This is a genomic window from Chelatococcus sp. HY11, from assembly GCF_018398335.1.
GTDB lineage: Bacteria > Pseudomonadota > Alphaproteobacteria > Rhizobiales > Beijerinckiaceae > Chelatococcus.
Window position 1 is genome coordinate 1696089 of sequence record NZ_JAHBRX010000002.1, and the last position, 14061, is coordinate 1710149.

The following is a 14061-nucleotide window of genomic DNA, read 5'->3' on the forward strand; positions in this document are numbered from 1 at the left end:
CGGCTCAACACCCCAGCGGCGATTGTCACTTCTTGCCTACCGTGCCGTTGACCCCTTCGACCAGCCACAGAACCTTCTGCACGTCCGTGAGCGAAAGGGTTCCGCCTTCCGGCACCACGACCTTGCCGTCGTTGGACTTCAAGGGGCCCTTCCAGTAGTCGAACTTGCCGTCGATGATAGCCTGCTTCTTTTCGTTCACGAGGGCGACGACGTCCGCCGGAATGGCCTTGTTGAACGGCGCGAGACTGATCACGTCGTCATCGAGGCCGCCGAAATAGTCTCCGGGCTTGAACGTGCCGTCCTTCACGCTGGCGATCGCGTTCTTGTAGTACTGGCACCAGTCCCACATCGTTCCGGTCAAGACGCGGTCGCCGGCGATCTTCGACAGGTCGGCCTCGGAGCCGATCGCCCACGCGCCCTTCTCGGCCGCGCCCTGGGCAGCCGAGCCGGTGTCCTGATGCTGCGCAATGACATCGTTCCCGGCCTCAGCCAGCGCCACCGCGGCCTGTTTCTCCGCCGGCGGGTCGAACCACGACAGCGTCCAGACGACATTGACCTCAGCCTTCGGGTTGACCGACCGCGCGCCGAGCGTGAAGGCGTTGATGCCAGCCAGGACTGAGGGCTTTGGATGAGCCGCGACGAAGCCGATCTTGTTGGATTTCGTCATCTTGCCGGCGACGATGCCAGTGAGATAGCGCCCATCCCACAACTTGCCATAATAAGTCTGGATATTGGGGTTCGGCGCAATTCCCGGGCCGATATTGAAGAAGAATTTGTCAGGGTTCTGCTTGGCGACCTGCTGAGTAAAAGGCTGGTAACCGAAAGCTGTTCCGAAGATGACGTTGTAGCCCTGGGAGATGAAGTCGCGCTCGATGCGTGCGACATCCGGTCCCTCGGACACTGATTCCACAAAGGAGGTCGGAATGCCGGCCTTCTCCAGGCAAAGACGTGCTTCGTCGTGGCGGAAGGTCCAGCCATTGTCGGCGCGTGGGCCGACATAGAGGAAGGCGGCCTTGACGTCGGCCGCCGCAACGGGGCCGATGGTGGCCAATCCCAGTACGCCGGAGAGAAATGCGGCAACGACATTAGTGCTGGATCGTTGTGTGATCATAGCCTCGCTCCACCTCAATTTTTGTATTTTTCAAGTTTTTCTTGAAAATTTCAATATGATTACGCCTTAACTTGATTGGAAGCGCAAGTGCCTTTTTGAGGCTCTGGTCAATTGCGTGTCGAACGATGCCTTTTTGGCGGGGTTAATCCGCAGGATCGGTGATGCCGTGATCCAGGGCGCCCGCCGAAAGGAACAACGCGAGTAACTGGTAGTAGCCGGCGATCGCAACCACTTCACTCGCGGCCGGTGCACCGACGCGTTCCACCAATTCCTTCAACCTGTCCTGGTTGACTTGGCAATTCAGGACCGCGTCCCGGCAAAGCGCGACAATGGCCTGATGCGCGGGCGCCGCGGCCTCTGCCGACCGCCCCGATGCGGCCGCGGCGATCGTTGTCTCCTCGACCCCGAGGTCGCGCGCGATGGGCAGATGGTAGTCCCACTCATAACCCGAGCCGAAGGCCGCGGCGGTGGCGAGAATCGCCACCTCGCGCAGGGGAGCGGGAAGTGCTCCCGAGAAGCGGATCGCCGCGCCGATCGACTGGATCGCATTCGCGAGGTCCGGCACATCGAGCATGGCGAGGAACGGCAGCGGTACACCCGCGCGCGGTCCGGATGCGATGGCATCATGGACCTTGCGCTGTGCGGGCGTCATCTCCGCGACATTGCGAACACCGATCAGCATCGCCTCTCTCCGTTTAGCGCCCGTCCGGCCCACCTGACATCATGCCTGAAGCGATCTGCCTTGGACCGAAGATGGCCTTGGCCACGTCGCCGACCGCCTCGACATCTTCCGGGATGCCCTGGAAGCAGACGATCCGGCAGGGGCAGGCTTCCAAACCTTCGTAGCGCCAGGGGAAGGCCCCGATCACGGCGCGCTGGTTGAGCATGAGCTCGATATCGCCGCCCACATTCTCCGCATGGATCAAGCCTTCCTGGAAGGCTTGCGAATGGAAGGGGAAATAGTCCTCAACAACCTTGCGGCCGGAGCGTTTGTGCACATAGCTGTTCTTCCCGAAGAATTCGTCGCAGCTCATGCCGACCTTTTCCTCGAACTGCTTGGCGAGATCGGGGCGCATACGGCGGATTGTCGTGTTCATGGCATGGTCGCCCGAGCCGCAGTCGATACCGAACCATTTGATTTTCTTCGCGAGCATCCAATCGAGAAGCTCCTGCTTGCCGCCTGGGTGCATGCAGAAATACTTGACGAGATCCTGCTGCGGCTTGCCTTCCCAATAGCGATGCCAGCCGGTGTGGATGATGAGGATGTCCCCTTCCTTCACATCGACGGGCGCGCTCTCGATCATCTCCGGCGTGATGACGGCCCAGTCATCCATGTGCTCGGACACGTCCACCACAGCCCCGGGGCCGACCAGGAAGTCGAGGGGATAGGAGGCCATGTCGCCCATGCCGTCTGTGCCGTGCATGGCGCCATCGATATGCGTCCCGACATGCAGGGCCGAGTCGATGCGCTGCGCGACGATGTGGATCGTCTGAAGGTTCTGGGCATAATACATCTTGTTGCCCGCATACCCCACCCAGCCCGGCGTGTGGACATTCATGAGATGGGAAAGGTCGATGATCTTCATCAGTCGGCTCCAGATTTGTATGGATTTGAGCATTTTCGAGCGAAGTGGAAATCGGTTCGCGCGAAGAAAATGCGTGAAAACAAAGATCTAATGGGCGCGGCGCCCGAATAGTGATGCGAGCCAGGATTTCAGGACGGCAAGGATGAGGCCGAAGCCGCTGATCGGCTTGGCGCCAGCGGGTGCGGAAGGCGCGGAAGCTGCCGGCGCGGCGCCGGCCTCCCGGGCCGTATCCCGCCCTTGCGCGGGAGCGGCGTCTTGCGCGGCGGCGCTGCCAGCCGCGAGTTCAGCCTCGGCGTTGCGGACGAAATCGGCAACCAGCACGTTGGCGACTTCGGCGATGATGCCCGTGCGGCCGAATTGCGCGATCGCCCCGGAGAGTTGCACGTCTGCATCGACGACGACTTTCGTCTTTTCCCCTTCCGCGAAGAGGCGGCAATCCATGATCATCTTGCCACGGCTCGCGCCCTTCTTGTCGACGCCTTTGCCTTCGACATGGACGGACTTGGCGACATCATCATAGACGACATCCGCCTCGCCCTCGAAGCTCGCCTGGAAGGGACCGATCTTTGATGAAACCTTGCCAGTATGCTTCCCGTCTTCCTTCGGACCGAGATATTCCGCGCCTGGCAGGCAACGCGCGACATTCGGGATATCCTGGAAGAAACTCCAAACGGCAGGCATCGGACGTGCCACTGTGAATTCCTGCGCGATCTTCATGGCTGATGCCTCCTCTGAGATCGACCGCCGGACAGCGAACGGTGGCCTGCGATCTCATCGGCATGCCTGAGGATGGCTCGCCGCGCGCCGGCCGCTACTGTTCGAAGCCTCGGTCACATTCTGGCAATAGTTATAATTTACCCGGTCTCACTCCGAGTATTCGATGGTTATAGGCGAATCGCTCCAGCAAATGCCGCGTCAGCATGGGCGGGCGCGCAAAGTCGGTGCAGGCTGCCGGTCTTCCTGCGGATGCTTTCCGGATGGTCTGATCCGGATCACATCAGAGCGTTTGTCCTCCCGCGGTGACGCCATAGACATCGGTTCGTCTGTCCTCGCGCGGTTTCACCCGCTCCGTCCGCACCAGCGCGGCCTGGGCGATCGCAGGATCCATGGGGGCGACAAGTGTTACCTCGATATCCTGGGCCAGGGGGCCGGCGAGAATCCGTCCGTAGGGGTCGGCCACCAGAGAGGAGCCGAGAAAGGCGATATCGCCAGCCGTCCCGCTCTGTGAGGCGCAGGCGACATAGACCTGGTTGAGATTGGCCTGGACGACCGCACCGCGCGCCTGGCCGATCAGGCCATCACCATCACGCTCGACCTTGTCGAAGCCACACACCCAGGCGGTCGGCACCACGATGAGTTCCGCGCCTTGCAGCGCCAGCACGCGCATGACCTCCACGAAACGCAAGTCGTAGCAGACGCACAGGCCGATACGGCCGAAGGGTGTCGACGCCACAGCGAGACCGCGGTCGCCCGGTGTGAAGATGACCTTTTCCCCGTCGAAGAGATGAAGCTTCCGGTAATGCAACAGAAGGCCGTCCGGCCCGACGAGGAGCGCGGAATTATAAAGACGTCCGCCGTCGCTTTCACAGAAGCCGCCGGCGATCACCACACCGAGACGCCTGGCAGCCTCGGTCCATGCGGAAAGAGTAGGCCCGTCACAAGGCTCGGCTGCCGCTGACAGATCATCCTGGTTCAATGTGTAACCGGAGATCGCGAGTTCGGGCAGTACGATGACACGGGCGCCATCGGCGGCCGCGTCCTCGATAAGCCGCACGCTGCGCTCCCGGTTCTCCCGCTCTCGCCCGGGCAAGCCGGTGAACTGAATGACTGCGACGGAGAATGTCATGCCGGCTGTTCCGCATCCGCCGGCAAGGCACCGACCGCCTTGAGCAGGGGAACATCCGCCGGGCTCGGGCCGCCGACACTCACGACCCCGACACCGCGATCGGCGGCGACGGCATGTTTGACACCGACCGGCACATGGACCACGCAGCCCGCGTGGAAGGGAAGCTTGATGTCGTTCGTGTAGTCGTAAGCGGTACCCTCGCCCTCGAGGATAAAAATCGTATCCTCCGACAGCGTATGGACATGCGGCGTATTTGCTTCGCCGGCTTCCAGTCGCACATAATTCAAGTTCGCATTCCAGGCGCCGGTGCCGGGCCATATGACGAACCGGGCGTCTTTGGAAATGAGCGGGAGACGTAACGAGGGTGTGTCACGATGAAAGATCCGGATGGCCATCAAACTACCTCCCCGGCGGTGGTGAGATGAGCGTAGAGTTGCGGGTCGGCCGGGCATGGGCCGCCTATCAGTTTCAAGCCCGCCGTTGCGGCGGCCTCGAACCGATAGTGGTCTCCCTTGTCGATATGAACCATCGAGCCTTCGACGAGGGGCATGCGCTCGCCGGAGTTGAGATCGGCGATCACGCCGGAGCCCGATGCGACGTAGTAGGCGCTATCGGAGGGATGAACCAGCGCGATGGTCTGATCATTCGGCTTCAGATCAAGCACCTGAAAAGTGCGATAAAGAGCACCGTTGCCTGGCCACATCACTGCTTTGGCGTGGCCTGAACCAACGATGATCGGGAGATCGGGACAGTCTATCGCGCTATTCACGACCCGGACTGTGTTATGGGTTTGGGGGCAAGCCACGGCTTCAATTTCCGTTTGAATATTATTCACGTATTTTAGTATGATCAAAATCCAACGCCGTGCAAGCGCTATTCGTCTCTGAAGGCGCGGTTGGTGAGGCGCCTGTTAAATGATCGAGGATACGGCCATCGTGAGTGAGCCCTTGCTGAACCCCCAGGATGATCCCGCCGGGACGACCGCGAGTACGCTCGCGGCCATCGGGCTTCGCATTCGCGAAGTGCGGCTCGCGCGCAACATGACACTGCAGGCCCTCGCCGACGCCTGCGGTCTGAGCGCGTCGATGCTCAGCCTGGTCGAGCGCGGGCGGGCCTCCCCGTCGATCGGGTCGTTGATTGTCATTGCCAATGCCCTGGGCGTGCAGATGTCCGACTTCATCGTCGATCAGGCGATGGACGACGAGAAGCTCGTCATCAGCAGTTCCGAGCAACGGGTGATCGAGACCGCGGCCCATGTGATCCGCAGGTTGATCAAGGAAGACCGCGCACGCGGTGTTTCGATCGCGCTCAATGAATACGCACCCCATACGGGCGCGACCGAAAAGCCAATCACCCACGATGGTTTCGAATATGGCTTCGTCCTCGAAGGAAAGCTTACGGTCGAGGTCGATGGGACTTTGCACGTAGTGGAGAGTGGCGACCTCATTTCCTACAGTTCGCGCCGTCCCCATCGCATCTGGAACCACGGCAAGGAACAAGTTCGCACCCTCTGGATCAACTTGCAGCGCGACTAGGGTCAATCGACGTTCAGTGCTTCCAGTGGGATTGGGGCTCAGGAACCTCTGTGTCATCCCGGAAGCGGCGTAGCCGCTGTCCGGGATCCAGAAATACTGTCGCTTCAGCAGGAAGGCGTGTTGTGCAAGGCCAATGGCACCCGCGAACCGTCTCGGTTCTGGATCCCGGCCCGAGCTTCCGCTCCTCCCGGGATGACCGGCGTGGGCTGTCCCCGAGTGTCGGTTCAGATTAGGCATTTCCAACAGAAGTGCGAAGCGGTCTCGCGTATGGAAATGCTTGAGACCAAAGGGTAGTCCATTTTCAGCATCGCAGCAGGGCGTGGAGCCGGCTCGGAGCAATCGGCAGGCTCGTGATCAGTCCTGGCCGATCGAGTGCGTCATCGACCGCGGCTGCTATGGCCGCACCGACCGCCGTGATACCGCCTTCACCGGCGCCCTTGACGCCGAGCGGGTTTTGGGGGCTCGGCGCATCCTCGCGCAGGAGCACCTCCACCGGCGGCATCTCATGGCAGGTCGGCATGAGATAGTCGGCGAAGCTTGTGGCGAGCGGTTGGCCTTCCTCGCTGTAGACGAACTCCTCCAGAAGCGCACCGCCGATGCCCTGGGCGGCGGCGCCGACGATCTGCCCCTCGATCAGCATGGGGTTGATTGCGCGTCCGACGTCATAGGCGACGAGATAACGCTCCACCTGAACCCCGCAGACGGCCTTGTCCACGCGCACCTGCGCGACGTGGATTCCGTAGGGGTAGTTCATGTGATCCGCGCGGAAGAGCCCTTCGGCATCCAGGTCTTCGCCGGATTGCGCGGCGATTTCGGCAAGGCTGATCGTCGCGCCCGAATCGCGCGACACCACGCGTCCCATTTCGAGCGTGAGCGCGCCGACATCGGCCTGCAGCAGGGGCGCGGCAAGAGCGATCGCCTTTTCCTTGAGCGCCTCAGAGGCCATTTTCACGGCCGAGCCCGTCATGACCGTGACGCGGGAGGCGAAGGCGCCGAAGCCGATCGAAATCCGGTCAGTCTGGCCGTGGATCACGCGGATCCGCTCGATCGGCACGCCGAGCACGTCGCTGCAGATCTGCGCCATCACGGTTTCGATGCCCTGGCCCACGGAGGCCGCGCCGGTGACGATCTCGATCGTATCATCGGATTGGACCGACATTGTCACGAGGTCATGGGGCCCGAGGCCACTCTTCTCGACGAAGAAGGCAATGCCCAGGCCGACGGCCTCGCCAGCCTGACGTCTGCGGGCAAGATCCGCCTTGAGGTCCTGGTAGCCGATTCGGGCAAGAGTACGATCAAGCAGATCGTGATATTTGCCCGAATCATAGAGCACATGGGTACCGAGAGCCTCGATGCCGCGGTCGAACGGCATCCGGTCCTCGGGGATGAGGTTGACCCGGCGTACCTCCACCGGGTCGAGGGCGAGTCTGGCCGCGATCGCGTCCATCAGCCGCTCGCGGACAAAGGTCGTCTCATAGCGGCCGGGCGCGCGATAGGTACCCGAAGGCGTTTTGTTGGTCAGCCGGATATGGCCTTCCACATGATAGGCCGGAATAAGATAGGGCCCGGGCAGAAGGGCCGCGGCCAGGTCCGATACCGTGCCGCCGTGGGTGCGGACATAGCCCCCCTGGTCGGTGTAGAAGGTATCCACGAGCCCGCGCACGAAGCCGTTCGCGTCGACGGCCGCCTTGAGGCGGTGCACCTGGTCGCGCGAGTGGTTGGCCGCCATCAGATGCTCGCGACGGTCCTCCACCCATTTCACGGGAACGCCGAGCCGGTAGGCGGCGGCGCAGACCAGCACGTCTTCCGGATAGAGCTCGCCGCGAATGCCGAAGCCGCCGCCGACATGGCCTTCGCTGAGCCGCACCTGCTCCGGCTTGAGGCCGAGCATGCGGGCGATGCTGTCGCGGTTGTAATGCGGCACCTTGGCCGCGCCATACATGGTGAGCACGCCCGTCTCCAGGTCGTGCACGGCGAGCGCTCCGCGCGCCTCCAGCGGCACGCCCGTATGGCGCCCGACCTTCAGCTCCATCTCGATGACAGCGGCGGCGCCCGCGAAGGCGGCCTCCATATCGCCATAGGATTTGGTGATGACAGCCGGTTCGCTGAGGAGCCCGGGATCGCGCTCAGGCATGAAGCCGACGGGGTCCGCGGTCGCGTCGAGGCAGGGCGTTTCTTCCTCGATATCGCAGAAGACCAGTTCGGCCGCATCCTCGGCGGTATAGGGGTCCTCGGCAAAGACAGCGACGACGGGATCACCGACATAGCGCACGTAGTCCCGCGCCAGGACATGCTGCCGATAGGGTTCGAGGCCCGCAATGCGGGTCATGCGGAAATCGATCGGTGGCAGATCCGCAATATCGGCGGCGGTCCACACGGCGATGACGCCCGGAAGCGATTTCGCCTCTTCCGTCTCGATGTCAAGAATACGGCCGAAGGCGACTGGCGAGCGCACGATGCGCATATGCACCTGGCCGTCGGCGCGGTTGTCGGCGGCGAAGCGCCCTTCCCCTGTGAGGAGCGGGCGGTCCTCCAGCCGCTTCAGCGATCGGCCGATGGCGGACATGCACGCATCTCGTTTGCAGCAAGACAGACAGATTTGATGATGTTCTGATAGCCGGTGCAGCGGCAGAGGTTCGACGACAGGATATCGCGGATCTCCGCCTCGCTCAGATCGGGATCCGCCTCCAGCGCGCCTGCGGCCAGCATCAGGAAGCCCGGCGTGCAGAAGCCGCATTGCAGCCCATGGTTCTCCCAGAAGGCCTTCTGGAGCGGATGCAGCACGTCGCCCTTTGCCAGGCCTTCCACGGTACGCACGGCGCGGCCTTCCGCCTGCACGGCGAACATCAGGCAGGAGCGCACGGGCTTGTCGTCGACCAGAACCGTGCAGGCGCCGCAGACCCCGTGCTCGCAACCCAGATGCGTCCCGGTAAGCCCGCAATCGTCGCGCAGTGCATCAGCGAGTGTACGCCGCGCCTCGACGGTAAGGTTATAGTCCTTGCCGTTCACCTTGAGCGTGATGACATGCTTGTTAGCCATGGACGTTCCGTTCGGCCTCGCGGATCAGCTTGCGGATATGTTGTGGGGTAGCGGGTATCTGGAAGATCTCGACCCCGAAGGGCGACAGCGCATCGACGGTCGCGTTGATGATCGCGGCCGGCGCGCCGATCGCGCCGCCCTCGCCCACGCCTTTGGCCTTGGTGATCGTCGCGTCAGACAGCGTTACGAGATGCTCGATCTCGATTTTCGGGACTTCCGCGATGGTCGGCGGCAGGTAGTCGGCGAGCGAGACGGTGAGGAGATTGCCGGTCTCGTCGTAGACCAACTCCTCGAACAACGCGTTGGCGATGCCCTGGGCGACGCCCCCATGGATCTGCCCGTCGACGATCATGGGATTGATTAGGACGCCGGCATCCTCGGCGACGACGAAACGTTCGATCTTGACGCCGCCCGTCTCGATATCGACTTCGACGATGCAAGCGTGGCAGGCGTTCGAGAACGTGCCGCCGGGATCGTAGGTGGCGTTCTCGATCAGGCCGGGGCCGGCTTGCGGGAAGCGATGGCTCTGGTGATAAGAGGCCCGCGCCACCTCGGGAATGGGCAGGGACTGGTTGGTGCCTGTGACACGCGCCAGCCCATCCTCGAGCACGACGTGATCCGCGTCAGCCTGCATCATCACGGCGGCGACCGAGCGCAACCGCGTCGCGACCTTGCCGGCGGCGAGCTTGCAGGCCCCACCGGCGATCACCATCGAGCGGCTGGCGAAGGTTCCCCAGCCATAGGGCGTCGCGTCGGTATCACCTGAGATGACTTTCACCATCGCGGGCTCTACACCGAGTTCGTCGGCGATGAGTTGGGCGAGCGCCGTCTTCAGCCCCTGTCCATGCGGCGAGGAGCCGATCCGTGCCTCGACGAAGCCGGAGGGATCCATCGCGCAGGAGACGATCTCATAGCCGGGGACGATATTCATGCCGCGCGCGGCATAGGCCGGTGTGCCATAGCCGGTGCGCTCGCTGAACACGGAAAAGCCGATGCCGAGATATCGCCCTTCTGCGCGCGCCTCCCGCTGCCGGGCGCGGAAGCCGGTGAGATCGATCGCCTCGACGGCGCGGTCCATGGCTTCCTTGTAGCTGCCCTCGTCATAGACGAGGCCGGTCGGCGAGCGATGAGGGAAGGTGTCGATGAGGTTGCGGCGACGGATCTCGATGGGATCGATGCCGAGGCGCTTGGCTGCGACATCCATCATCCGCTCCATGGTGAGCGTCAGCATGGGCCTTGAGACGCCGCGATAGGGCGCCATCATGCCGGTATTGGTGGTCACGCCACGCGAGCGAACGCCATATTCCGCCAACTTGTAGGGGCCCGGCAGTTCGGCCAGCGCCATCAGCGGTTCCACGCCGCAGGTCACGGGATAACAGGAAAAGGCGCCTACATTGCTCTTCAGGTCGGCGTCGATCCCGAGCAGTGTGCCGTCCTTGGCGAAGGCCCCGCGCACGCGGAAGGACTGGTCGCGGCTGTGGGACGACGCCAGGAAGTTCTCCCTGCGGTCCTCGATCCAGGCGACGTCGCGCTCCAGCTTCCGCGCCAGCCAGACGAGCACCACATATTCGGGGAACAGCGACATCTTCTGGCCGAAGCCGCCGCCGACGTCCGGCGCCACCACGCGCAGATCCGCTTCCGGCATCTGCAGCACGTCGGCAAGACCCGTGCGCAGCATATGCGGCATCTGCACCGACGCGTAGAGCGTCACACGCCCGGAAATCCGGTCGAATTGCGCCACGCCGCCGCGCCCCTCAAGCGGCATCGCCGATTGCCGGCCTGACCGCAAATCGAGCGAGATGATCTCGGCGGCGTCAGTGAAGGCGGCATCGAGGCCTGGGCTGCGCATGGCCCCCTCGACGAGCACATTGCCGGGCGCGTGGGCGTGGACCGCCGTCGCGCCCTCCGCGAGCGCCGTGTCCATATCGACGATCGCATCCTCGGCGTCGATGTCGGCAAAGACCTGCTCGGCGAGATCCTCCGCCAGGCTCTGGTCATCAGCGACCACGACAGCGAGCGCCTGGCCGCAGAACATCACCCTGTCCTTGGCCAAGATGGGCTGTTCGACCGCGATATAGTCCGGCCGGTGCAGGATGGGGCAAATCGGCTTCACCCCGGCAAGGTCCGCGGCTGTGAAGACGAGTTCCCCCTCCGGCACGTCGATGCTGAGGATACGCCCGGCAGCAACCGGGCTGCGCACGAACTTCACGGCGGCAACCCCGCGCGCGAGATCCGCGACATAGCGCCCGCGTCCCATGAGGAGCGAGGGATCTTCGAGGCGCGGCAGGGATCGGCCGATCCAGCTCATGCCGCGGCCTCCGTCAATGCCCTGAGGACGACGGTCCGAATGAGATCGCTGCGATAGTCAGCGGAAGCGTGGATATCTTCGCTCGGTTTGATCGCCGCCCGTGCCGAGGCTGCCACATCCTCGAACAGTTGACGCGAGGGCGCCTTGTCGACGAGTTCGTTTTCGAGGTCGCGCAGGCGGATCGCCCGGTCCGCAACACCGCCGACGCCGAGGCGTGCCGCCGTGATGCGCCCGTTCTCAAGCTTGAGCGCGACGAGCGACATCGCCAGCGCGAAGTCGCCCGCCCGCCGCGCGAATTCATAGAAGCCGCTGCGCCAGCCATCGCCCAGCAGCGGTAGCCGAACTTCGGACAGCAGATCCTGCGCGCCAACGGCCGTGGTGAAGGTGCCTTTGAAGAAATCCCCGGCGCGGCAGCGCCGTTCGCCGGCGGCGTTGACGATGAGCATCTCGGCGTCGAGCGTTGTGGCGACGAGGCACCATTCGGACGCCGGATCGGCATGGGCGAGGCTGCCGGTGAAGGTGCCGCGCTGGCGAATGGGATAATGCGCGATATGCCGGACGACCTTGGCCAGCAGCACGCCGAGCGGGCCGGGAACTGCCGGCTTGTGGAACGCGGCGTGGCGTGTCAGCGCGCCGATGGCGAGGGTATCGCCCGACGGCTTGAGGTAGTCGAGTTCTCGCGTCCCATTGATGTCGATGAGCACCTCGGGTCGCGCCAGTCGGAAGTTCATCGCAGCGACCAGGCTCTGGCCGCCTGCAAGGATCTTTCCGTCATCGCCGTGCTCGGCAAGAGCGGCGACGATTTCGGCCCGCGATCCGGGTCTGATGTAGTCGAATGACGCAGGCTTCATGAGTCTTGTTCAGTCCCGAATGATGGCGTGGGCAGCATCCAACCACCTCCAGCCCGTGCCGGGCCGCCTATTTCGTTCCTTCCGCTAACCGCGCAACCCTCTGTCTTGGCAGCGCTCGTTCGCGCTTTCATACTATCGAATCCATCCTATGGAGTTTTTGAGTATAAGCAAGATCAATTGAAAAATAATAAAATTTGGACAGGCCGAACTGCGGCGCTACATGCCCATTGATCGCCTATAAGCCTTTGTGATTGAAAGCGATTATCGAGCTGGATGCGGGTCTTCCCCAAAGATCGGCACCATTCCCCTCTATTCCCATTCCTGGTCCCGACGTCCGTTGGCTTGCGCGCTTGTATTGGAGAGGCCGGAGCCGTTCTGATATGGCGAGAAGCCGCAGGTGACCACCGCGGACGGGCCGCCTATGGTGAGGTCGTAAATGGGGGGCTTCAACAATGATGTTGCGTCTCGAAAACTTGCTCGTCGGCTCCGTTCGCCCACTCGGGCAGACGGAGACGCCGAGCGGCATCGACAAGCACCCGGTAGACGGTCCGCTTCGGCTGGGCTTCGAGGGGTTCGAGGGCGACGCGCAGGGTGATCGACGGCATCACGGCGGGCCGGACAAGGCCGTTCACCATTATCCCTTCGAGCACTACGGGGCTTGGCGTGCGGAGATCGGGAACAAAGCTCTTCTCGCCCAACCCGGCGCCTTCGGGGAGAATCTCTCGATCGCGGGTCTCGATGAGGCCGCGGTGGCAATTGGAGATGTCTTCCGGCTGGGCAGCGCCGTGGTCGAGGTGACGCAGGGACGCCAGCCTTGCTGGAAGCTTAATATCCGCTTCGGCATCGATGACATGGCGTCGCGTGTGCAAACGAGCGGCAGGACCGGCTGGTACTATCGGGTCATAGAGACGGGACTCGTCGGACCGGGCGACAGCCTGACCCTGCTTGATCGTCACGTGCCGGAGTGGACCATAAGGCGGCTTTGGCGGCTGCTCTATGTCACGCCGCTCGATTATGCGGAACTGACCGCGATGGCCGATCTGCCGGGTCTGCCGGAAAGCTGGCGTCGGCTTGCCGAGCGTCGGCTCTCAACCCGTGTGGTGGAGGATTGGACTTCGCGTCTCTTCGGGGTGACGCCTGCCCCGGCGGGATGACGCAGCGGGCGACCTTGGGGCCTCGCACTTGCCGCGCGGCACGCGTGACAACACGGGGCGCGGCGGTCTCGACAGCCGCGCCCACGTGAAAATTCTACGCCGCCTCGGCGCGTTCGGGGACCGGCAGACCGAGCCAATCCTTGTAGAAGGTGTCGATATCAGGCTCGAAGTCGCGGATCACCGGATACCAGGGGGTCGGCGCCTCGACATCATGCAGCGTGCCGCATTCGGGGCAGTAATACTCACGCAGCACCTGCCAGGATGAGGTCGGGGCCATCAGCCGCGGATAGATCTGTTCCATCTTTTCCGGTGTGTCGCGGACATGGATGCGCGCATGCAGCTTCCAGTTCTCACGCCAATCGCAGAAATCATGGCCGCATTCGCAGCGGACCTTCCATTGCTTGGTCGTCTTGAGCTGGACGATATAGAGCTTCGGCCCCAGCGGCAGGACGATGCGGTCGTCCCAGGGCATGCGTTCCTGCAGGATCTCGATATAGGTGGCGAAGCGCTCCGGATCCTTCGGCGTGGAAAGCATCTGGTGGAGCGTGTCGTGATCGATCTTGCCGTCGACGAGATCGGCGATCTTGGCGCGGGTATAGGCCATGGCTGTTTCCTCGGATTGTCATTGATT

14 protein-coding genes are annotated in these 14061 nt (G+C 63.1%); 2 read left to right on the plus strand and 12 right to left on the minus strand.

All coding sequences use genetic code 11. The features are described from left to right. Positions 1-25: 25 nt before the first annotated feature. From KIO74_RS28560 to KIO74_RS28590, 7 genes are all read right to left on the minus strand, one after another. Entirely contained in the window at positions 26-1111 is a 1086-nt protein-coding gene (locus tag KIO74_RS28560) for a BMP family ABC transporter substrate-binding protein (protein ID WP_213338742.1), read from the minus strand. A 142-nt stretch (positions 1112-1253) separates the two neighbouring features. Continuing rightward, positions 1254-1793: a carboxymuconolactone decarboxylase family protein gene (locus tag KIO74_RS28565; protein ID WP_213338745.1), complete on the minus strand. Its 540-nt coding sequence runs from the start codon at positions 1791-1793 to the stop codon at positions 1254-1256. Positions 1794-1806: 13 nt separating this feature from the next. Further along, positions 1807-2697: a cyclase family protein gene (locus KIO74_RS28570; protein WP_213338748.1), complete on the minus strand. Its 891-nt coding sequence runs from the start codon at positions 2695-2697 to the stop codon at positions 1807-1809. An 87-nt stretch (positions 2698-2784) separates the two neighbouring features. Beyond that, positions 2785-3414 (minus strand): SRPBCC family protein, encoded by a 630-nt coding sequence (locus tag KIO74_RS28575; RefSeq protein WP_213338749.1) that lies wholly within the window; start codon positions 3412-3414, stop codon positions 2785-2787. A gap of 280 nt (positions 3415-3694) precedes the next feature. Further along, positions 3695-4543, minus strand: a complete 849-nt coding sequence (locus KIO74_RS28580) for a nitrilase-related carbon-nitrogen hydrolase (RefSeq protein ID WP_213338750.1) — start codon at positions 4541-4543, stop codon at positions 3695-3697. Then, positions 4540-4821 (minus strand): cupin domain-containing protein, encoded by a 282-nt coding sequence (locus KIO74_RS28585; protein WP_291959301.1) that lies wholly within the window; start codon positions 4819-4821, stop codon positions 4540-4542. The genes KIO74_RS28580 and KIO74_RS28585 overlap by 4 nt, the downstream gene beginning before the upstream one ends. 116 nt (positions 4822-4937) lie before the next feature. Then, positions 4938-5312, minus strand: coding sequence for a cupin domain-containing protein (locus KIO74_RS28590; protein WP_213338753.1), 375 nt, complete (start codon positions 5310-5312; stop codon positions 4938-4940). A 145-nt stretch (positions 5313-5457) separates the two neighbouring features. Between KIO74_RS28590 and KIO74_RS28595 the strand changes: the two genes are divergently transcribed. Next, positions 5458-6078, plus strand: coding sequence for a cupin domain-containing protein (locus tag KIO74_RS28595; protein ID WP_213338755.1), 621 nt, complete (start codon positions 5458-5460; stop codon positions 6076-6078). A 301-nt stretch (positions 6079-6379) separates the two neighbouring features. Here the strand turns inward: KIO74_RS28595 and KIO74_RS28600 are convergent, their stop codons facing one another. Genes KIO74_RS28600 through KIO74_RS28615 form a run of 4 tightly spaced genes read right to left on the minus strand, consistent with a single transcriptional unit; the run spans position 6380 to position 12276 of the window. Then, positions 6380-8644, minus strand: a complete 2265-nt coding sequence (locus tag KIO74_RS28600) for a xanthine dehydrogenase family protein molybdopterin-binding subunit (RefSeq protein WP_213338757.1) — start codon at positions 8642-8644, stop codon at positions 6380-6382. Next, the gene (locus KIO74_RS28605) at positions 8620-9117 is read right to left on the minus strand and encodes a (2Fe-2S)-binding protein (protein ID WP_213338759.1); all 498 of its coding nucleotides are present in this window, start codon (positions 9115-9117) and stop codon (positions 8620-8622) included. Before KIO74_RS28605 ends, KIO74_RS28600 begins: the two co-directional genes overlap by 25 nt. Further along, positions 9110-11425 carry a xanthine dehydrogenase family protein molybdopterin-binding subunit gene (locus KIO74_RS28610; protein ID WP_213338761.1) on the minus strand — a complete coding sequence of 772 codons (2316 nt, stop codon included), beginning with the start codon at positions 11423-11425 and terminating at the stop codon, positions 9110-9112. Before KIO74_RS28610 ends, KIO74_RS28605 begins: the two co-directional genes overlap by 8 nt. After that, positions 11422-12276 (minus strand): FAD binding domain-containing protein, encoded by an 855-nt coding sequence (locus KIO74_RS28615; protein ID WP_213338763.1) that lies wholly within the window; start codon positions 12274-12276, stop codon positions 11422-11424. The genes KIO74_RS28610 and KIO74_RS28615 overlap by 4 nt, the downstream gene beginning before the upstream one ends. A 452-nt stretch (positions 12277-12728) precedes the next feature. Here KIO74_RS28615 and KIO74_RS28620 point away from each other — a divergent pair, with 452 nt between their 5' ends. Next, the gene (locus tag KIO74_RS28620) at positions 12729-13430 is read left to right on the plus strand and encodes an MOSC domain-containing protein (RefSeq protein WP_213338765.1); all 702 of its coding nucleotides are present in this window, start codon (positions 12729-12731) and stop codon (positions 13428-13430) included. A gap of 94 nt (positions 13431-13524) precedes the next feature. Here the strand turns inward: KIO74_RS28620 and KIO74_RS28625 are convergent, their stop codons facing one another. Then, positions 13525-14034: an acetone carboxylase subunit gamma gene (locus KIO74_RS28625; protein WP_213338766.1), complete on the minus strand. Its 510-nt coding sequence runs from the start codon at positions 14032-14034 to the stop codon at positions 13525-13527. Positions 14035-14061 lie beyond the last annotated feature (27 nt).

Bases quoted from the DNA above. Each gene is read 5' to 3' on its own strand.
- KIO74_RS28560 (WP_213338742.1), bottom strand. From the start codon at position 1,111: ATGATCACACAACGATCCAGCACTAATGTCGTTGCCGCATTTCTCTCC.
- KIO74_RS28565 (WP_213338745.1), bottom strand. From the start codon at position 1,793: ATGCTGATCGGTGTTCGCAATGTCGCGGAGATGACGCCCGCACAGCGC.
- KIO74_RS28570 (WP_213338748.1), bottom strand. From the start codon at position 2,697: ATGAAGATCATCGACCTTTCCCATCTCATGAATGTCCACACGCCGGGC.
- KIO74_RS28575 (WP_213338749.1), bottom strand. From the start codon at position 3,414: ATGAAGATCGCGCAGGAATTCACAGTGGCACGTCCGATGCCTGCCGTT.
- KIO74_RS28580 (WP_213338750.1), bottom strand. From the start codon at position 4,543: ATGACATTCTCCGTCGCAGTCATTCAGTTCACCGGCTTGCCCGGGCGA.
- KIO74_RS28595 (WP_213338755.1), top strand. From the start codon at position 5,458: ATGATCGAGGATACGGCCATCGTGAGTGAGCCCTTGCTGAACCCCCAG.
- KIO74_RS28600 (WP_213338757.1), bottom strand. From the start codon at position 8,644: ATGTCCGCCATCGGCCGATCGCTGAAGCGGCTGGAGGACCGCCCGCTC.
- KIO74_RS28605 (WP_213338759.1), bottom strand. From the start codon at position 9,117: ATGGCTAACAAGCATGTCATCACGCTCAAGGTGAACGGCAAGGACTAT.
- KIO74_RS28610 (WP_213338761.1), bottom strand. From the start codon at position 11,425: ATGAGCTGGATCGGCCGATCCCTGCCGCGCCTCGAAGATCCCTCGCTC.
- KIO74_RS28615 (WP_213338763.1), bottom strand. From the start codon at position 12,276: ATGAAGCCTGCGTCATTCGACTACATCAGACCCGGATCGCGGGCCGAA.
- KIO74_RS28620 (WP_213338765.1), top strand. From the start codon at position 12,729: ATGATGTTGCGTCTCGAAAACTTGCTCGTCGGCTCCGTTCGCCCACTC.
- KIO74_RS28625 (WP_213338766.1), bottom strand. From the start codon at position 14,034: ATGGCCTATACCCGCGCCAAGATCGCCGATCTCGTCGACGGCAAGATC.